We start from the raw sequence: 18,993 nt of genomic DNA on the forward strand, positions 1-18,993 counted from the left end.
TTAGGTTAAAATCTAAGTTGTTAAAATCGATTTCAATTTACGCCTAATTATAATTTCTTTTAAAAAGTGTGGTATAATTTTATCCAACACAACCAGAAAACGGTTGGCAAGGCCTGGTATTATTTCTTTCTTCCCTTTAAGCATTCCATCCATTGCTGTTTTGGCAACATAATCTGCCTCTAAGATAGTGGCCTTGGCAAAACCTTTCAACTCATTATTCATTACCAATAACTCGGGTTTCGTGTTTATGCCGCCTGGACTAAGTAAACTAATGTGCACATTTGTACCGCTCAATTCGAGTTGCAAACAACGGGTAAAATAACCGATAAAAGATTTGGTTGCCCCATAAACCTGTTTTTTTGGAACGATAAAATGTCCTCCCAAACTGCCAACATTTAAAATATAGCTTGCCTCACTTTTATCGATATGGTTTAAAAACAAACGGGTAAGCAGCACGGTATTGGTAATGTTAAGATCAATCTGCGTCCGGTAAAAATCAACATTTTTATCTTCAAACCAACTCCAGTTTCCCAAACCCGCATTATTGATTAAAACATTGACCTCAATTTTACGTTCCTTTAGTTCTTTAAATATTTCGATTGCCGCATCGTTTTTGGTTAAATCGAGCTCAATGCACAAAACTTTGCTGTTAAAATTTACACGGAGATAATTTGCCAAGTGTTCCAAGCCACTGCTGGGTAGCGAAACCAATACCAGCCCGAGGCCGCGTTTGGCCGATTCAATGGCGAAAGATTTGCCCAAACCCTCACTTGCACCTGTAATTAATGCTGTTAACTGTTTCATGTATATTGGTTATTTTTAGCCACAGATCACACGGATGAACACGGATTTTATTGCTAAGCTTCAAAACCCTATCTGTGTTTATCATCTTTATCTGTGGTTAATACAATTAATTAGGTTTAAAGTGATTAATGGTTTTTCCCAAACCCACCGCAAAAGGCGTAATCCTGTAATTTAGTTCTGCAATGGCTTTGTTGCTCGAATATTGCTGATTGCACCTCAACCTGTCTGCAAATTCTGGCAGAAAAAATGGCGTTAAGTTAAATAGCCTTGTTTTGATCGATTCCAGCAAACTATAAGCTTTGATCATGCTAACCGGTATTTTATATAAATTTCGTTGTTTTCCCGTAAGCTCCTTTAAGGTATTAAAAAAGCCATTAAATGAAACATCAATTCCTCCTAAAATATAGCGTTCACCATTTCTTCCATTTTGCATCGCAGCAATATGCCCATCTACCACATCATCAACAAAAGCATAATTAGCTATTGCTTTTCCATCACCCGGAATAAAATGCCAGGTACCGTTGATATAACCTGTAACCATTTTACTCACGGTATTGCTATCGGTAATCGGTCCATCACCATAAACCCTCGATGGATTTACAATCACCACCTCTAATCCTTTTTTCACAAATTCTTTTACCTCTAGCTCGGCCAGGTATTTTGTGCGTTCGTAACTAATCGGGAAACCAACCGCTCTTGGATCATTTTCTGAAACCGGTAAATTTAAGGTCGGTCCCCAAACACCACAGGTTGAAGTATGAACTACCCTTTCTACACCCAATTTCAAGGCACAATGAAGTACATTTCGGGTTCCGACTACATTCACATCGTAGAAATCCTGCTCATTTCTGCACCACATTTTGGCCATGGCAGCGGTATGATAAACCTGATAACAATCTTTCATGGCACATTCTAAACTTGCAGAATCCAAAACATCACCTTTTACAAACTGGATATTTCTGTGTTGAATCAAGAAAGGATGCTTTATGTTCCGGCAAAGTGCAATTACCTCGTAGCCTATTTCTGCCAGTGCAAAACTTAATTTCCGGCCGATAAAACCTGAAGCCCCTGTAACCAAAACCCTCAAATATTTATTTGCTACAACTTCCATATTAAACCCTTTCCATCCTGATGGTGTACAATGAATGATTTACAACCACCAGTTTACAGATCCCGTTTTCGAAATGGTAATCGTTATAATTCCCATCCGGAAGTTTAATACGGTACTGATGTGCACCATTTTTTTGAATGGGAATAAAACATTGAAAATTATCAGAATATATTTCAGAAATGTTGACAGGCTCTTTGGTATACAATAGCATCATGTTATAACTGATTGGCTGATTGAGTGTGCTGATTTTATCGCCTGTTTTAAGCTGATAAATATTATTTACCCAGCTTGTTTTCCTGGCTTCTTTGGTGCTACCGTTTACGACCCGGTTCACGTTTGAGGTGAGCAATCTGCCATTTTTAAAATGAGCCTGATCTTCTGTTTCTACATTGATTTTAAATACAAACCGCGTCTGTACCTTTGAAGTGATGGTTAAATAGGTATTTTCTCCTTCACTCTTTTGCTGGAAATACATTTCCCCAATCAATTCGCCATTACGTTTGATGTTAAACTTACTTTGCTGAGCAAAAGCCGACGACAATGAACAGAACAGAAAAAGCGCTATAGCAACACTTTTTGGATTAACCGGATTTTGGGAGGAGAATTTTGTGAAGGTTTTTGGAGCAAAATATTTCTTGCAGATCCAAATAATAATTGCTGGAATCATAATATCTCTATTTGTTAATTTAGAGCTATTACAACTCACAAGAGATTTACCCCTACGTGAAATTTATTTTTTTTTAGCCTTGGGTAGAAAGATTTCTTAGCCTTGGGTTTAAACCCAAGGCTAAGAGATTTATTCTTTTACAGATTTTTCTTCTTCTTCATCTACCGGAACTTCAACCGTTGGATCGGTGATGATTTCAGCATTGCCGTCATTATCCTTTTTGGCAAATAAAATCGGATATAACAGCCATAATGCACCAATAATGACGAGTACACCTGCCAGCATTTGTAAATATATACCTGATTTAATTCCGTTAGCATCTAAAATTTTATAGGCAATAAAAGAAAGGAGGCCAGCTACGAGTACGAAAACGGCTTTTTGCAATTTTAACAGCTTGATCATGGGGTCTTTCTTTTTAGTGTAATAATATGGATTAAAACAACGATGAGCCCAATTAGTTCGAGCAGGCCGCAGAAATAAAATGCATAAAGCACAAAATCACGGTTTGATGGATTGATAACCGCAACAATTGGCAATGCAATTACAGCTACAATCATCAGTGTAAGCCCGATATTAAATAATTTCACGTTAAAAGTATTTACATCAAAACTACCAAAATTCAGTCAATTCTGTTAACTTTGCAACCTTAATTTTTTGAGGTACTTAATTGATGTATAGCGAATTTAAACAATTGGAACTTGCCAAAATAGGGCAGGAAATACTGGATTTTTGGAAAAAGGAAAACATCTTTGAAAAAAGCATTTCATCCCGTCCTAAATCTAATCCGTTTACTTTTTACGAAGGTCCACCCTCTGCCAATGGCATGCCGGGTATCCACCACGTAATGGCGCGTGCTATTAAGGATATTTTTTGCCGCTATAAAACAATTAAGGGTTATCAGGTTAAAAGAAAAGCTGGTTGGGATACACATGGTTTACCTGTTGAGCTTGGAACGGAAAAGGAATTAGGAATTACTAAAGAAGATATTGGTAAAACTATTTCTATTGAAGACTATAACGAAGCCTGTAAAAAAACAGTTATGCGCTACACCGATGTGTGGAACGACCTGACTGAAAAAATGGGCTATTGGGTAGATATGGATGATCCATACATTACCTATAAGTCCAAATACATGGAATCGGTATGGTGGCTTTTAAAACAGATTTACGATAAAGGATTAATCTATAAAGGTTATACAATTCAACCTTATTCTCCAAAAGCGGGTACAGGATTGAGTTCGCATGAAGTAAATCAGCCTGGCGCTTACAGAGATGTTACAGATACAACAATTGTAGCTCAGTTTAAAGCGTTACCTGATACGCTACCATCTTTTTTGCAGGATTTTGGGGATATCTATTTGTTAGCGTGGACCACAACACCGTGGACTTTACCATCAAACACTGCTTTAACGGTTGGACCCAAAATCGACTATGTTTTAGTCAAAACGTTTAACCAATATACATTTTTGCCAACAAATGTAATTTTGGCAAAAAACCTGGTTGGAAAGCAGTTTAGTAAAGTTTTCTTTGAAAGCAATGAAGTTGAAGATTTTACAAATTTTAAAGCTGGCGACAAAAAAATCCCTTATCAAATCCTTGCCGAATGCAAAGGAACTGAGTTAGTAGGCATTAGATACGAACAACTTTTAACTTACACCTTGCCATACCAAAATGCTGAAAACGCATTTAGGGTAATTTCCGGAGATTTCGTAACTACTGAAGATGGTACAGGTATCGTTCATACCGCCCCTACTTTTGGTGCGGATGATGCTAAAGTAGCTAAAGAAGCCATTCCGGAAATACCACCTATGCTGGTGTTAGACGAGAATGATACGCCTGTTCCATTAGTAGATTTGCAGGGTAAATTCACCAAACATGTTGGTCCTTTCGCAGGTAAATATGTAAAAAACGAATATTACAATGCTGGTGAAGCACCTGAAAAATCGGTTGATGTAGAAATCGCTATTTTATTAAAAGAAGAAAATAAAGCCTTTAAAGTAGAAAAATATGTTCACAGTTATCCACACAGCTGGAGAACTGATGAGCCACTTTTATATTATCCTTTAGATTCGTGGTTTATTAAGGTTACAGATGTTAAAGACAGGATGTTCGATCTTAATGAAACCATTAACTGGAAACCAAAATCAACCGGCGAGGGGCGTTTTGGAAACTGGTTGAAAAATGCCAACGACTGGAATTTATCACGTTCGAGGTACTGGGGAATTCCTTTACCCATCTGGAGAACTGAAGATAAAAAAGAAGAAGTATTAATTGGCTCTGTTGAAGAACTTTACAATGCCATTGAAAAATCTATAGCCGCTGGTTTCCAAAAAGAAAATCCTTTTAAAGGATTCGAAATCGGAAACATGTCTGAAGAGAATTACGACCTGATTGACTTACATAAAAATGTAGTTGATAAGATTGTTTTAGTATCTCCATCAGGCAAACCGATGAGCCGCGAAAGCGATTTGATTGATGTTTGGTTCGATTCTGGTGCGATGCCTTATGCACAGTGGCACTACCCTTTTGAAAACAAAGAAACCATTGATGGAAATGAAGATTTCCCTGCAGATTTTATCGCTGAAGGTGTAGATCAAACCCGTGGCTGGTTTTATACCCTGCATGCAATCTCTACATTAGTTTTTGATAAAGTAGCGTACAAAAATGTAGTTTCGAATGGACTGGTATTAGACAAAAACGGACAAAAAATGTCTAAACGTTTGGGGAATGCCGCTGATCCGTTCCAAACCATTAGCGAGTATGGTGCTGATGCAACGCGTTGGTACATGATTTCTAATGCAAATCCTTGGGACAACCTAAAATTCGACATCGAGGGGATTGCAGAAGTTCGCCGTAAATTCTTCGGAACCCTTTACAACACTTATTCTTTCTTTGCTTTATACGCTAACATCGATAAGTTCGAAATCGACAAAAATAATTTAAGCAAAGTTGAAGACAGAACAGAATTAGACCGTTGGATTTTATCGTTATTGCAAACCCTAAGCAACGAAGTTGATGAAAGTTACAACACATACGAGCCAACTAAAGCAACCCGTGCCATCCAGACTTTTGTTGATGAACATTTGAGCAACTGGTACATCAGGTTAAGCCGTCGCCGTTTCTGGAAAGGAGAGATGACCGACGATAAACGCGCAGCTTATGAAACACTTTATACTTGTTTAGAAACCTTAGCACAGTTGATGAGCCCGGTTGCACCTTTCTTTGCCGATTGGTTATACAGAAACTTAACCATTACCGATGCATATGCAGAGCAGTCTGTTCACTTAACTTTATGGAAAGAGGCTGATCAAAGTTTGATTGATACTGATTTGAATGAGCGTATGGTTTACGCTCAGGATATTTCATCAATGGTTTTATCGCTGCGTAAAAAATCGGGAATCAATGTACGTCAGCCATTGGAGAAAATCTTAATCCCATCTTTAAGTGGTGATTTTGAGCAAAAGATCTCTAAAGTTGCAGATTATATTCTTTCTGAAACGAATGTAAAACATATCGAATTCATTACCGATACGCATGGCATAGTTAAGAAAAAGCTTAAACCAAACTTCAAATCGTTGGGTAAAAAAGTGGGTAAAGATATGAGTCTGGTTAAACAGGCTTTAGAAAATTCAAATCAGGATGATATCCAGCGTTTAGAAAATGATGGTTTCATTATTGTAGTTGGAAGCAGCGGAGAAGAATTTACCATCAATTTAAGTGATGACGTAGAAGTTTTTGCAGAAGATATTCCGGGATGGCAGGTAACTAACCTGGGCAGCTTAACCGTTGCTTTAGATGTGACGATTACCGATGAACTGAAACAGGAAGGTATCTCGCGTGAGTTGGTTAACCGTATCCAGAATTTACGTAAAGAACTAAATTTTGAGGTGACCGATAGGATTAAAGTTTCGTTACAAAATGATAACTTGGTAGCTAATGCAGTTGCCAAAAACAAGGGCTACATTTGCGCGGAAATATTGGCCGACGAATTAGAATTAACAGATACTGTAACTAATGCAAACAAAATCACCATTGATGATGTTGAGTTAAGCATTTCAGTAACTAAAATATAAATCCATATATTAGAAAACTAAATTAAAAACATGGAAAACAGTAACAAAACACGCTACTCAGACAGTGAACTTCAGGAATTTAAAGAATTGATTCAAGATAAATTACGCATGGCGAAAGAGGAACTTAACTCTTTAACCACTTCTTTGAGTAACCCAAATGCAAACGGTACTGAAGATACTTCAGGTGCGTACAAAACATTAGAAGATGGTTCTGCAACGATGGAGAAAGAACAGATCAATCAATTGGCTGCCCGTCAGAAAAAATTTATTGATAACCTGGAAAACGCATTGGTGCGTATTGAGAACAAAACTTATGGTATTTGCCGCGAAACCGGTAAATTAATCCAAAAAGAACGTTTACGTGCAGTACCTCATGCAACTTTAAGCATGGAAGCTAAATTAAAGCAGAGTTAATGAAAGGCTATACAAAACCTTTAATTGTAATCTTTTTAGTTTTACTGGCCGATCAGCTGGTTAAAACCTGGGTTAAAACACACATGTACCTGGGCCAGGAGTTTCATATTATTGGTAAATGGTTTATCATCCATTTTACCGAAAATAATGGTATGGCTTTCGGTATGGAGTTTGGTGGCGAATTCGGCAAATTGGCCTTATCGCTTTTCCGCATTGCAGCAGTTGCCGGGATTGGTTATGGTTTACATTATTTAATTAAGCATAAATATCACCGTGGTTTAATCTTAAATGTGGCTTTGATTTTTTCAGGCGCATTAGGTAACATTATCGATTCTGTATTTTACGGAAAAATTTATGGTTACGAAAGCTGGTTCCACGGCCGTGTGGTAGATATGTTCTACTTCCCGATTGCCGAAGGCCACTTCCCTACCTGGTTACCGATATGGGGAGGAGAAGAGTTTGTTTTCTTCAGACCTGTTTTTAACCTTGCAGACGCAGCCATTTCAGTAGGCGTTATACTTATCCTCATCTTCCAAAAAAACTACTTTAAAGAAGATGTTAAGGACGAAGTAAGCATCAACAGCGAAATTGTAGAGGATTAAATAAAATTTCATAAAAACATTGCCCATTTCTTAACTGAGATGGGCTTTTTTTTTGTAAAATCGTCATTGCTGAGAAGGCTTTTTCAGCCGACGAAGCAATCTTTATTAAAGGATAATGCAATTATGAAAGATTGCTTCGTCGTTCCTCCTCGCAATGACGACAATTATAAGGCTTTTTGGAAAGCAGGTACAGAAGCAAATATTTAAGTTTGTTCCCGCTATCCTTTCTGCCAATGAAGCTTGTACTTTGCTTCAGTTTCTTCATAAAAACGAAGTTAGCATTAGTACGCATTGGCATTCATCCTATCGGGTTTAGTAACTTTGGGAAGTGGAGGAAAGAAAAATTGAAAACCGAAAATCTCCCTGTTGGCCGGTGTTACACCGACTTTAAGCTAATAAAAAAGAACAATGATCAACTTCCTCAATATATCTTATCTCCAATCTGGTAACGAAAAACAGGTAAAAGCTTATCAGGTTTTAACAGATAACCGGGTTTTAGAAAAACTTGCTGCATACAAACCTATTTTAGTCGGTACCATACCAATCAATATCGACATTGAAAACAGTGATCTGGATATCATTTGTGAAGTACCTGATAACGATGAATTTGTTGATCAGTTAACTGCCGTTTTTGGTTCCCAAAAAGATTTCTCGGTTATTGAGAGCGCCAAATTCAATGCAATCAAAGCAACATTTAAAATCGAGGGTTTCGAAATTGAAATATTCGGACAAAACAAACCTGCAACACAGCAAAACGCCTACCGCCACATGCTAATCGAATATAAATTACTTTTAGAAAACGGTGAAGCATTCAGACAGGAAATTATCTCCTTAAAAAAACAAGGTTATAAAACCGAACCCGCATTTGCAAAATTACTGGGAATTAAGGGAAATGCTTATGAGGAATTATTGAAATTGGATGCTTAGCGAGACGTTAAGACCAAGTAAGGAGGTACAGTCATTCCCAACCCGATAGCTATCGGGTTGATTGGGAACCACGAAGTGCTCATGAATACCTCTGAAAAAAGGAAAACTCATGAATAATCGTAATGCCTTGGTAGGGCTTGTAGGCTGCATTAAGATTCCTGCATACGCGAGAATGACGACCGATTATATAATTACCTATTCTCATACTGAAATTTGGATTTCATCATCTCATACTTAAAATATTATATTTGGAATACAAAACCAAATATCATGAAATTACATTTTGCCCTTTTACTGCTCATTACATTGAGCACCACAGCATTTGCTCAAAAAAGCCTTTTTAATGGTAAAAATTTAGACGGCTGGCATGTAGATGTTCCTGCAATGGATAAAAAGCCTGATACGGTTAATCCATTTATAGTCCGCAATGGAATGCTGGTAAGTTTAGGTACGCCAGGCGGACATTTAATTACCGATAAAATTTATAAAAATTATCAGTTAACCGTACAATACCGTTTTGCAGGTAAACCGGGTAATTGTGGCGTTTTGGTACATGCATCAACGCCTAGGGCCTTATACGGCATGTTCCCAAAATCTTTAGAAGTTCAGATGCAGCATAAAGATGCCGGCGATTTTTGGTGTATAGAAGAGGATATTACCGTACCTGATATGGTTGCCAGACGCGGCCCTAAAGAAAACTGGGGAGTAAATGGAGATAAACTTCGCCGCATTAAAAACTTAACAGATGATAGCGAAAAACCTGTTGGCGAATGGAATACCATGGTGATACAATGTTTAGATAATGAAGTTAAAGTATGGGTAAATGGCACATTAGTAAACTATGGTACAAACTGTACGGTAAGTAGTGGCCAGATTGCCCTACAAGCAGAAGGCAGCGAAGTAGAATTTAAGCAATTGGATTTGAAACCAATTAAAGTGCTGTCTAAATAACGTGAGTTTTGGAGCTTATTTTCGTCATTGCGAACTGAAGAAGGGTTTTGGCGTAGGCGTGAAGCAACCTTCTTAACATAGCTCCTGAACACAAAAAAGATTGCTTCGTCGTTCCTCCTCGCAATAACGATTTCTTTGTTTAAATCTGTCTTAAGGTTACAAAAAAAGCCCCGACGTTGTCGAGGCTCTATATTATTAATTCCCTTTTAGGGGATCAGGGCTTATATACCCAATAATAATCTTGCTGGATCTTCTAACAGTTGTTTTACACGAACCAGGAAGCCAACCGACTCACGTCCGTCGATAATTCTGTGATCATAAGATAAAGCAACGTACATCATCGGGCGGATTACCACCTCACCTTTTTCAGCCACCGGACGCTCAACAATGTTGTGCATGCCTAAAATAGCTGATTGTGGCGCATTGATAATCGGCGTCGACATCATTGAACCAAACACACCACCGTTAGTGATTGTAAACGTTCCACCAGTCATTTCTTCAATGGTTAATTTGCTGTCACGTGCTTTTAAAGCCAATTCTAAAACCGATTTTTCGATCTGTGCTAAAGTCATGCTTTCAGCATTACGAATTACCGGAACAACTAAACCCTTTGGAGCAGAAACCGCTATAGAAATATCAGCGAAATCGTTGTAAACCAATTCTTCCCCTTCAATACGGCCATTCACTGCAGGAAAATCTTTTAAAGCTTCAGTAACTGCTTTAGTGAAAAAGCTCATAAAACCTAAACCAACACCAAATTTTTCTTTGAACTGGTCTTTATATTTTCCGCGTAAATCCATAATTGGTTTCATGTTAACTTCGTTAAAAGTAGTTAACATTGCGGTTTCATTTTTAACAGCAACCAAACGTTTTGCAACCGTTCTACGTAGTGGAGACATTTTCTCACGACGCTCGCCACGGCTACCTGCAGGCGCAGCAGCTGCAACAGGAGCACTCGCTTTAGGTGCTTCTGGTTTTTTACCCGCTTCAGCTTTTACAGCATCATCTTTAGTAATGCGGCCATCCACACCGGTACCTTTTACTGCACCAGCTTCAATTCCTTTTTCCGCAAGAATTTTACCAGCAGCAGGTGATGGAGTTCCTGTAGCATAAGAATCTTTAGAAGCAGCTGAATCCTGAGCCTTAGGTACTTCGGCAACAGCAGCCGGAGCTTGTGCGTCAGCTTTTGGGCTTTCGCCTTCAGATTTCGGCGCAGCAGCTGCGCCACCATCTTCAATTTTACAAACTACTGCGCCAATGGCTAAAGTATCACCTTCGGCCGCTATGGTTTTTAAAGTTCCAGCTTGTTCTGCAGTTAATTCGAATGTTGCTTTATCCGATTCTAATTCGGCAATTACTTCATCCATTTCAACAACATCGCCATCGTTTTTTATCCAACGTGATAAAACAACTTCGGTTATCGACTCACCAACAGGTGGAACTTTTATCTCTAAACTCATTTTTGTAATGTTATGTTTTTTATCGTTAAATGTTGTAAAGTTGAAATGTTCAGGATGCTTAAATCCCATACCTTCAGCCTTCCAACCCTCTACCTTTTTATATTTTTATTGTTAAATGTTGTAAAGTTAAAATGTTTACGTTAACAACCTTATACCCTCAACCTTCCAACCTTCAACCTTCTAATCTATTTGAACTAGTTTCTTTGTTGCTTTCTTAGCAATATCCTTCACATCTTCCGTAACCGAAACCTCCAAAGCTTTTGCTAAAATATAAGCTTGTTGGTTAGCATGTTGTTTTGCAAAACCAGTTGCGGTACTGCTACTCTCTCTTCTCGAAATTACATCAATACCTTTTAATGCGGTTTTGTACAACCTGCGGAATAAATATGGCCATGCGCCCATGTTCTCTGGCTCTTCCTGTACCCAGAAAATTTCTTTTGCATTTTTATATTTTTTCTGGATGGCTTCCATCTGATCAACCGGAGTTGGATACAACTGCTCTACACGAACCAAGGCTACGTGTTTGATTTTATCAGCTTGTTGTTTTTCCAGCAATTCATAGTAAATTTTACCGCTACAGAAAACGATACGTGTAACGTCTGCAACTTTAGCATTTACATCATCAATTACCTCTTTAAAGCCACCATCTGTAAATTCTTCTAATTTAGAAACACAGGCCGGGTGACGCAATAAACTTTTTGGTGTAAATACCACCAATGGTTTACGGAAATCGCGTTTAAACTGACGGCGTAATACGTGGAAGAAGTTTGCCGGAGTAGTACAATTGGTTACCTGCATGTTGTAATCGGCACAAAGCTCCATAAAACGCTCAATACGTGCTGATGAGTGCTCTGGCCCCTGACCTTCATAACCGTGAGGCAATAACATTACTAAACCATTCTCACGTTGCCATTTCGTTTCGGCACTCGCAATATACTGATCTACAACAATCTGTGCTCCGTTAAAGAAATCACCAAATTGTGCTTCCCAGATGGTTAAAGCATTTGGATTTGCCATGGCATAACCATATTCGAAACCTAAAACGCCATATTCTGATAAGTGTGAATTGTAAATATCAAATGGTGCCTGCTGATCAGAAATATTTGCTAATGGTACATATTCTTCTTCGCTATCTTCTAGCGTTAATACGGCATGACGGTGAGAGAAAGTGCCACGTTCTACATCCTGACCGCTTAAACGAACACGTTTACCTTCTGATAACAAAGTACCATAAGCCAGCTGTTCGCCCATTGCCCAATCAAAAACATTGGTTTCGTTAACCATTTTGCTACGCTCAACGAATAGTTTTTCAATTTTCTTGAAGAACTTTTTATTGGTTGGCAGCGTCGTAATGCGTTTACCGATTTCTAATAAAGTAGATTTTTTAACCGCAGTAACCGGCGAAGTTTCGAAATCTTTAGGAGTTGCCATACGCAAATCTGCCCATGCCCCACCAAATTTAACTTCAGTGCTACCTGCAACAAATTCTTTTGCTTCGTTTAAACGCTCCTGCAAAATACCACGGAAATCTTTCTCCATTTCTTTTGCTAAACCAGCCTCTAACTTACCTTCTTTAGTTAACTGCTCAATATAGATTTCCCTTGGATTAGGGTGTTTTTCGATAGTTTTGTACAATAATGGCTGCGTAAATTTAGGCTCATCAGACTCATTATGACCGAAACGACGGTAACAAAGAATGTCGATAAATACATCATTTTTGTATTTCTGACGGTATTCCATTGCTAGGTTGATCGCATAAACTAAAGCTTCAGGATCATCACCATTTACGTGGAAAACCGGAGATAAAGTTACTTTAGCAATATCAGTACAATAGGTACTGGTACGCGCATCTTTATAGTTGGTGGTAAAACCGATCTGGTTATTGATCACCAAATGGATGGTTCCACCTGTTTTATAACCTTCAAGGCCTGCCATCTGAATCACTTCATAAACAATACCCTGACCTGCAACAGATGCATCACCGTGGATCAAAATTGGTGCTAAACGACTGTTATCGCCACCATATTTGAAATCAATTTTAGAACGGCTCATACCCTCTACCACACCATCAACTGTTTCCAGGTGAGATGGGTTAGGACATAAACTTAAGTGAACGCTTTTTCCCGAAACAGTAGTTACATCAGTAGAATAACCTAAGTGGTATTTTACGTCACCGCCAAATGGAGTATCCGGATTATAACTTTTGCCTTCAAACTCTGCAAAAATATCTTTGTAGGTTTTTTGCATGATATTGGCCAAAACGTTTAAACGTCCGCGGTGGGCCATACCAATTACAAATTCTTCAATTCCCAATTCAGCGCCTTTTTCGATAACCGAATCCAATGCAGGAATTAAAGCCTCAGCACCTTCTAAAGAGAAACGTTTTTGACCTAAGAATTTTGTTCCAAGGAAATTTTCGAAACTTACCGCTTCATTTAATTTCCGGAGAATGCGTTTTTTCTCATCAATAGAGAAATTAGGGGTATTACGTGCACTTTCCATTTTTTGCTGAATCCAGTTCAACACTTCTGGTGTACGTAAAAATTTATATTCTGCACCGATGGAGTGTGCGTAAGTTTGTTTTAAAAAGGCTACAATATCTTTCAATTTTGCGGCACCGATACCAATCTCTACACCAGAGTTGAAAACGGTTTCTAAATCAGCATCTGATAATCCAAAATTGGCAAGATCTAAAGTTGGCAAATGTTTACGTCTTTCGCGTACCGGATTGGTGTGCGTAAACAGGTGACCGCGGCTGCGATAGCCATCAATCAGGTTTAAAACATTAACCTCTTTTAAAAATTGTTCAGGAGTTTCTGCAGTTACTGTTGGGGCTTCCGATCCTCTTCCAAAATCGAAACCTTCGAAAAATTTCTGCCAACCAAACTCAACCGACTCAGGATCTTGTTGATACGACTGATATAAAGACTCTATATATTCGGCGTTTGCGCCATTAAGATAAGATAATTTATCCATTATTAACTATTTACTATAAGCACTACAAAATTAGAATTTTACCTTATATAAACGGCAAAAATCTCGATTAAAATGAGAATTATTGAATGAGAGAATGATAAAATGAGAGAATGATAAAAATATGACTTGTACTAATCGATAAAATTTCAATTCCATCATTCAACACCCAATCATTCAGTCATTACAACTATGATGCCCAAGTTAAAGCATAGTTGCCTTTTGGGTCGAGATTTTTGATGTTTTTATCTAAATCGAACACACTTTTTGATTTTTGATCATTCCCCACGCCAGCAACATTGGCCCAATTTCCCCAGTTACTTGCCGGGTTATAATCGATCAGTTTTTCTTCAAAATAAGCGGCTCCAAAAATCCAGCTAACTTCCAGGTTATTGATCAGATATAAAGCAGCCGTTTGCCTGGCAATATTTGAAATAAAACCGGTTTGATTTAACTCTGTCATTACCGCATCCACTACCGCAAATCCGGTTTGCGCATTTTTCCATTTATAGAAGTTATCCTGCTCGTTAGCAATATCAACCAAACCCTGACTTCCAAATCCATCGGGACTAAAAAATGTATTGCCGTATTTTTTGAACATGAAACGGAAATAATCCCTCCAAAGCAACCCTAACAAAATGTGGTTGAACATGGCTTTTGTGTTGGGTACACCTTCCATTTTTATAATTTCCCAATACACTTTCCGGGGAGATAAACTGCCCATGGCCAGCCAGGCAGAGAGTTTTGAGGCAAGAATTAAATTCTTGGTCGTTGCTGCCTGTTGCATGGCTACAATCACCTTTTGTAAATGTGCCAAACCTTCGGCTTCTCCACCCGCAAATTCGAAATCAGCACGCTGATCTTTCTGTTGAGGCAAAAGATTAAGGTCTTCCAATGATGATAAAATGCCCCAATCGATCACTTCGGCTACGTTAATCCGATCTGGCGCCGCAAAACAGGGTTTAATGATAGAATCGCGTTCAATTTTCTTTTTAAACTGGTTAAAAGCGTCGGGTATATCCTTGATAGGAAAAGGTAAATCTTCTTTATTATATAAGGTGTGGCCGATAAAGTGTTTCAGGTTAACACGCAATTTCCAAAGCGCATTTTCTACGAGGGTAGAAACATGGGTTTCTTCGCGCGCCACTTCGCGGTGATGGTATACTTCGGTAATTTCATATTCCTGTACCAATTGAGGAATAATGTCTTCGGGATTACCTTCAGCAATCAGCAGGTTTCCCCCAATCTGTTTTAAAGCATTACGTAAGCCTAAAACACTTTCTAAAATGAATTGCGCTCTAATATTGCCTGTTTTTAGCGTACCATATTTGGTTTCGCAAAAAGAACGGGGATCGAGAATGTAAACAGGCAAAATTGAATCAGATTTAGCAATTGCCTCGACCAGCATTTCGTTATCATGCAAGCGAAGATCATTTCTAAACCAGACTAAAATTTTTTTGGACATCTTTTATCGGAAAGGGTGTAAGAACGCTTTACAAATTTATCTTATTTTTCCTCTCTATCAAACCCCTAAATAATTCTTTACAAATAGGTAACAAAAGAATTAGAACCAGATTAATACATTTTAAAGTCCTGCCAACAAACCCTTTTGTATCTTTAGTGTTTTAAAAATATGGCAAAGAAGATTCTGATTACCGGAGCTACCGGACTAGTGGGTACTGAGCTAAAAAAGCATTTATTAAACAAAGGTTACGAGGTGAATACACTTTCCAGAAAAAAGGGTAATGATCCGAATAGTTTTGTGTGGGATGTGTACAAAGGAACAATTGATGCCAATTGCCTGAATGGTGTTGATGCCGTTATCCATTTGGCTGGAGAACCGGTTGCAGATAAAAAATGGACCGATGAGCGTAAAAAACAGATTATTGATAGCCGGGTAAAATCTACAGAACTGCTTTTCAAAACCATTAAATCAAAGCCAGATCATCAGATCAAATCTTTTGTTTCTTCTTCTGCAGTTGGTTTTTATGGCGATTGCGGTGATGAAATTTTAACAGAAGAGAGTTCAAACGGCTATGGCTTTTTAGCCGAGTGCTGTAAGTTATGGGAAGATGCAGTAGATCAGGGTAAAAAATTAAGCCTGAGGATTGTAAAACTTCGTACCGGAATTGTTTTCAGCACGAAAGGTGGTGCATTGCCACAATTGGCACAACCTGTAAAATTATTTGCTGGTGCACCATTAGGTACTGGTAAACAATGGACCCCCTGGATACACATTGATGATATGGTTGAAATGTACATTGATGCCGTAGAAAACCTTAAAATGGAAAATAGTTACAATGCCTGCGCTCCTTTTCCGGTAACCAACAGCGCTTTAACCAAAGCCATTGCCAAACAGTTGCACCGCCCGGTCTGGCCAATTAAAGTTCCTAAAAAAGCATTAGCATTGTTACTGGGAGAACGTGTAGAAGCCGTTTTAATGAGCAATAATACCTCTGCACAAAAAATTTTAGATTCAGGATTTAAATTTAAATTCACACATTTGGAGGATGCTTTGAAAGACCTATATAAATAGGTTAATTGGTTAAGTGTTTAATCGGTTAATTGACGCAAAACGCATTAAATGGTTATAATCGGTTAATCGACGCAAAACGCCTGACTCCAAACGCTTAAAGTCATCTATATTTTATTAACAACCTACTATTACACATGAATTCTGTATCCGTCTTTTGGTTCCGTCGCGATTTACGTTTAGAAGATAATGCTGCTCTATACCATGCTTTAAAAAGTGACTACCTGGTTTTGCCACTTTTTATTTTCGACAAAAATATACTGGACAAACTGCCAAAAGACGATGCCCGTGTAACTTTTATTTACCAAACCATTGAAGATTTAAAAAAAGAACTTCAGCAGCATGGATCAGATTTACTGGTAAAATATGGAGAACCTGAAAAAATATGGCCTGAAATCTTAAAGCAGTACGACATTAAGGAAGTATATACCAATCATGATTATGAGCCTTATGCACGCGAACGCGATGATAATATGGCCGAATATTTAACCAGTGAAAAAATTGCCTTTAAGACATTTAAAGACCAGGTTATTTTTGAAAAAGGCGAAATTTTAAAAGCAGATAAAACACCGTACACTGTTTTCACCCCTTTTTACAAACAGTGGCATGCTAAACTGAACGATTTTTATGTAAAAGCTTATCCTACCAAGAAATACCTCAAAAATTTATTACAAACCAAACATTTGCCTCTCCCAGGTTTGGAAGAAATGGGCTTTGAGAAGAGTAAACTGGATTTTCCTAAAATCAGTTATAAAAGCAAGCTCGATGATTACGCAAAAGAACGCGATTTCCCGGCGATTGATGGTACTACGCATATTGGTCTCCATTTACGTTTCGGCACTTTAAGCATTAGAAAGGCGGTGCGCGATGCTGTAGCAGCTAAATCGAATGTCTGGCTTTCGGAACTGGCCTGGCGGGAATTTTACATGATGATACTTTGGCATTTCCCCTACTCGGCATTTGATTCTTTTAAAAAGCAATACGACAAGATTAAATGGCGCAACAATGAGGACGAATTTAAGGCCTGGTGCGAGGGCAATACAGGTTACCCGATTGTTGATGCCGGCATGAGGCAGCTGAACCAAACCGGATGGATGCATAACCGCGTTCGCATGGTGGTAGGTAGCTTTTTAACTAAACATTTACTGATTGACTGGCGTTGGGGAGAAACCTATTTTGCCGAAAAGTTATTGGATTACGAAATGGCCAGTAATATTGGCGGCTGGCAATGGGCAGCAGGCTCAGGTAACGATGCCGCGCCATACTTTAGGATATTTAATCCCGAATTGCAGACCAAAAGATTTGATCCTAAATTTGAATATGTTAAAAAATGGGTGCCAGAATTCGGGACAAAAAAATACGCCCAACCAATAGTTGAGCATACTTTTGCAAGGGAAAGAGTGTTAAAAGTTTTTAAAGAAGCTTTGAGTTAAATTGATAAATTAATTAACATTGAATGAAGGGGCATTTGGAACACCACCGGTAAAAAAGCGACCAGTGCCAGAAATTCCATTTCCTAAGCCCGTTTTAACTCCCAAATCGATAATAATTGGACCTGTTGCATTTCCAACACTATAACTAGGCAAGTTAAAATTATATGTTACACCTTCTGGTCCCATTGGGAATGTAAAGCCAGAAAAATTATAATTCAGGTTACTAAAATAATAATCTGTTTCATTTGTTCTCCACCCACCAAATGTTCTTTTAAGTTCCTGTCTTGAAGTAAAGTAATATCTAAAAGAGGCATCATGTGTACTTGGTGCAGGCATACTTTCAAGCCATAAATCAACAAATAACCTTCTTTTCCCATCTTCATTATAATATAACTGAGATTTTATCGCTGTGGTAACAACTTCAGCTTCCGTTGATGGTTGATTGCTGCCTGAAGTAGATGCCTTTGTTGAAATATTTGAAACAAATATTCCTTTAGTCATATCTGTTCTACTGATGTCATTAACTTCCAATTCACTTTTATGTTTACCCGAATAAGATACCATTCTTTGATCCTTAGTGTAAACAGTGGTTATATCACCAATTTTAACCTCCCCTTTTAAATTGGTAAATAATGCAGAGATTGGGGTTCTAGACTTATATGCTAAGGAGCTATCAGACTTTATCTCTACAATACCACTATATTTATTTCTAAATTCATTAAAGGCTTGAGTATTATTAACTTTATCATATTCTTTAGCAATTTCAAGATAAATATCACTGTAAGATTTAAAATTTGCCAATTCTTTCGGTTTCGAGTTAATATTTTCAGGTTTTAAAAGAACATTAAGAATAGAATCAAAAGCTTTTTGATCTCTAAATTTTAAATAATCGTTTTCTATACTTACAGCATTTGTGAAAAGTTTTTCATTTGGTTTTTGCACACTAGCATCCTTTTTACAAGAAGCAATTGAGATAGCGCCTAACAATGGTAGTATTAAGCAGCGAAAATTAATTTTGTTTTTCATATTATAATTGTATGTTTTCC

General features: G+C 38.0%; 16 protein-coding genes. 7 read left to right on the forward strand and 9 right to left on the reverse strand.

What is annotated here, in order from left to right:
- Window positions 1-12 precede the first annotated feature (12 nt).
- The 5 genes from H9L23_RS18745 to H9L23_RS18765 form a co-directional block, all read right to left on the reverse strand.
- Window positions 13-804 carry an SDR family NAD(P)-dependent oxidoreductase gene (locus H9L23_RS18745; protein WP_187591778.1) on the reverse strand — a complete coding sequence of 264 codons (792 nt, stop codon included), beginning with the start codon at window positions 802-804 and terminating at the stop codon, window positions 13-15.
- Window positions 805-910: 106 nt separating this feature from the next.
- Entirely contained in the window at window positions 911-1,915 is a 1,005-nt protein-coding gene (locus tag H9L23_RS18750) for an NAD-dependent epimerase/dehydratase family protein (protein WP_187591779.1), read from the reverse strand.
- 1 nt (window position 1,916) lies between these two features.
- On the reverse strand, window positions 1,917-2,582 hold the full coding sequence (locus H9L23_RS18755) for a DUF6134 family protein (protein WP_187591780.1): 666 nt from the start codon (window positions 2,580-2,582) through the stop codon (window positions 1,917-1,919).
- 129 nt (window positions 2,583-2,711) lie between these two features.
- The gene (locus tag H9L23_RS18760) at window positions 2,712-2,984 is read right to left on the reverse strand and encodes an isoleucyl-tRNA synthetase (RefSeq protein ID WP_187591781.1); all 273 of its coding nucleotides are present in this window, start codon (window positions 2,982-2,984) and stop codon (window positions 2,712-2,714) included.
- Window positions 2,981-3,169, reverse strand: a complete 189-nt coding sequence (locus tag H9L23_RS18765; RefSeq protein ID WP_187591782.1) for a hypothetical protein — start codon at window positions 3,167-3,169, stop codon at window positions 2,981-2,983. Before H9L23_RS18765 ends, H9L23_RS18760 begins: the two co-directional genes overlap by 4 nt.
- Window positions 3,170-3,252: 83 nt before the next feature.
- Between H9L23_RS18765 and ileS the strand changes: the two genes are divergently transcribed.
- The 5 genes from ileS (at window position 3,253) to H9L23_RS18790 (ending at window position 9,548) form a co-directional block, all read left to right on the forward strand.
- Complete coding sequence (ileS, locus tag H9L23_RS18770; protein ID WP_187591783.1) at window positions 3,253-6,654, forward strand: isoleucine--tRNA ligase; 3,402 nt, start codon at window positions 3,253-3,255, stop codon at window positions 6,652-6,654.
- A 30-nt stretch (window positions 6,655-6,684) separates the two neighbouring features.
- Complete coding sequence (locus tag H9L23_RS18775; RefSeq protein WP_025144123.1) at window positions 6,685-7,068, forward strand: TraR/DksA family transcriptional regulator; 384 nt, start codon at window positions 6,685-6,687, stop codon at window positions 7,066-7,068.
- Window positions 7,068-7,670, forward strand: coding sequence for a lipoprotein signal peptidase (locus tag H9L23_RS18780; RefSeq protein ID WP_187591784.1), 603 nt, complete (start codon window positions 7,068-7,070; stop codon window positions 7,668-7,670). Before H9L23_RS18775 ends, H9L23_RS18780 begins: the two co-directional genes overlap by 1 nt.
- Window positions 7,671-8,078: 408 nt before the next feature.
- Window positions 8,079-8,597, forward strand: coding sequence for a DUF4269 domain-containing protein (locus H9L23_RS18785; RefSeq protein ID WP_187591785.1), 519 nt, complete (start codon window positions 8,079-8,081; stop codon window positions 8,595-8,597).
- A 270-nt stretch (window positions 8,598-8,867) separates the two neighbouring features.
- A complete protein-coding gene (locus H9L23_RS18790) occupies window positions 8,868-9,548 on the forward strand; it encodes a 3-keto-disaccharide hydrolase (protein ID WP_187591786.1) in 681 nt (226 codons plus the stop codon).
- A 221-nt stretch (window positions 9,549-9,769) separates the two neighbouring features.
- Here H9L23_RS18790 and odhB read toward each other — a convergent pair whose 3' ends face one another.
- The 3 genes from odhB to H9L23_RS18805 form a co-directional block, all read right to left on the reverse strand.
- Complete coding sequence (gene odhB / locus H9L23_RS18795; RefSeq protein WP_187591787.1) at window positions 9,770-11,008, reverse strand: 2-oxoglutarate dehydrogenase complex dihydrolipoyllysine-residue succinyltransferase; 1,239 nt, start codon at window positions 11,006-11,008, stop codon at window positions 9,770-9,772.
- A gap of 180 nt (window positions 11,009-11,188) precedes the next feature.
- Entirely contained in the window at window positions 11,189-13,984 is a 2,796-nt protein-coding gene (locus tag H9L23_RS18800; protein WP_187591788.1) for a 2-oxoglutarate dehydrogenase E1 component, read from the reverse strand.
- A 187-nt stretch (window positions 13,985-14,171) separates the two neighbouring features.
- On the reverse strand, window positions 14,172-15,446 hold the full coding sequence (locus H9L23_RS18805) for a DASH family cryptochrome (protein WP_187591789.1): 1,275 nt from the start codon (window positions 15,444-15,446) through the stop codon (window positions 14,172-14,174).
- 168 nt (window positions 15,447-15,614) lie between these two features.
- Between H9L23_RS18805 and H9L23_RS18810 the strand changes: the two genes are divergently transcribed.
- Complete coding sequence (locus H9L23_RS18810) at window positions 15,615-16,517, forward strand: TIGR01777 family oxidoreductase (RefSeq protein ID WP_187591790.1); 903 nt, start codon at window positions 15,615-15,617, stop codon at window positions 16,515-16,517.
- Window positions 16,518-16,651: 134 nt separating this feature from the next.
- The gene (locus tag H9L23_RS18815; RefSeq protein ID WP_187591791.1) at window positions 16,652-17,947 is read left to right on the forward strand and encodes a cryptochrome/photolyase family protein; all 1,296 of its coding nucleotides are present in this window, start codon (window positions 16,652-16,654) and stop codon (window positions 17,945-17,947) included.
- A gap of 9 nt (window positions 17,948-17,956) precedes the next feature.
- On the opposite strand, the gene H9L23_RS18820 is transcribed toward H9L23_RS18815, so the two are convergent.
- Window positions 17,957-18,973 (reverse strand): hypothetical protein, encoded by a 1,017-nt coding sequence (locus H9L23_RS18820; RefSeq protein ID WP_187591792.1) that lies wholly within the window; start codon window positions 18,971-18,973, stop codon window positions 17,957-17,959.
- Window positions 18,974-18,993 lie beyond the last annotated feature (20 nt).

This window comes from Pedobacter roseus (assembly GCF_014395225.1).
Classification (GTDB): domain Bacteria; phylum Bacteroidota; class Bacteroidia; order Sphingobacteriales; family Sphingobacteriaceae; genus Pedobacter; species Pedobacter roseus.

What these genes read in the sequence shown, in the direction of transcription:
- H9L23_RS18745 (WP_187591778.1), bottom strand. Translation starts at nt 804, where the DNA reads ATGAAACAGTTAACAGCATTAATTACAGGTGCAAGTGAGGGTTTGGGC.
- H9L23_RS18750 (WP_187591779.1), bottom strand. Translation starts at nt 1,915, where the DNA reads ATGGAAGTTGTAGCAAATAAATATTTGAGGGTTTTGGTTACAGGGGCT.
- H9L23_RS18755 (WP_187591780.1), bottom strand. Translation starts at nt 2,582, where the DNA reads ATGATTCCAGCAATTATTATTTGGATCTGCAAGAAATATTTTGCTCCA.
- H9L23_RS18760 (WP_187591781.1), bottom strand. Translation starts at nt 2,984, where the DNA reads ATGATCAAGCTGTTAAAATTGCAAAAAGCCGTTTTCGTACTCGTAGCT.
- ileS (WP_187591783.1), top strand. Translation starts at nt 3,253, where the DNA reads ATGTATAGCGAATTTAAACAATTGGAACTTGCCAAAATAGGGCAGGAA.
- H9L23_RS18775 (WP_025144123.1), top strand. Translation starts at nt 6,685, where the DNA reads ATGGAAAACAGTAACAAAACACGCTACTCAGACAGTGAACTTCAGGAA.
- H9L23_RS18780 (WP_187591784.1), top strand. Translation starts at nt 7,068, where the DNA reads ATGAAAGGCTATACAAAACCTTTAATTGTAATCTTTTTAGTTTTACTG.
- H9L23_RS18785 (WP_187591785.1), top strand. Translation starts at nt 8,079, where the DNA reads ATGATCAACTTCCTCAATATATCTTATCTCCAATCTGGTAACGAAAAA.
- H9L23_RS18790 (WP_187591786.1), top strand. Translation starts at nt 8,868, where the DNA reads ATGAAATTACATTTTGCCCTTTTACTGCTCATTACATTGAGCACCACA.
- odhB (WP_187591787.1), bottom strand. Translation starts at nt 11,008, where the DNA reads ATGAGTTTAGAGATAAAAGTTCCACCTGTTGGTGAGTCGATAACCGAA.
- H9L23_RS18800 (WP_187591788.1), bottom strand. Translation starts at nt 13,984, where the DNA reads ATGGATAAATTATCTTATCTTAATGGCGCAAACGCCGAATATATAGAG.
- H9L23_RS18805 (WP_187591789.1), bottom strand. Translation starts at nt 15,446, where the DNA reads ATGTCCAAAAAAATTTTAGTCTGGTTTAGAAATGATCTTCGCTTGCAT.
- H9L23_RS18810 (WP_187591790.1), top strand. Translation starts at nt 15,615, where the DNA reads ATGGCAAAGAAGATTCTGATTACCGGAGCTACCGGACTAGTGGGTACT.
- H9L23_RS18815 (WP_187591791.1), top strand. Translation starts at nt 16,652, where the DNA reads ATGAATTCTGTATCCGTCTTTTGGTTCCGTCGCGATTTACGTTTAGAA.
- H9L23_RS18820 (WP_187591792.1), bottom strand. Translation starts at nt 18,973, where the DNA reads ATGAAAAACAAAATTAATTTTCGCTGCTTAATACTACCATTGTTAGGC.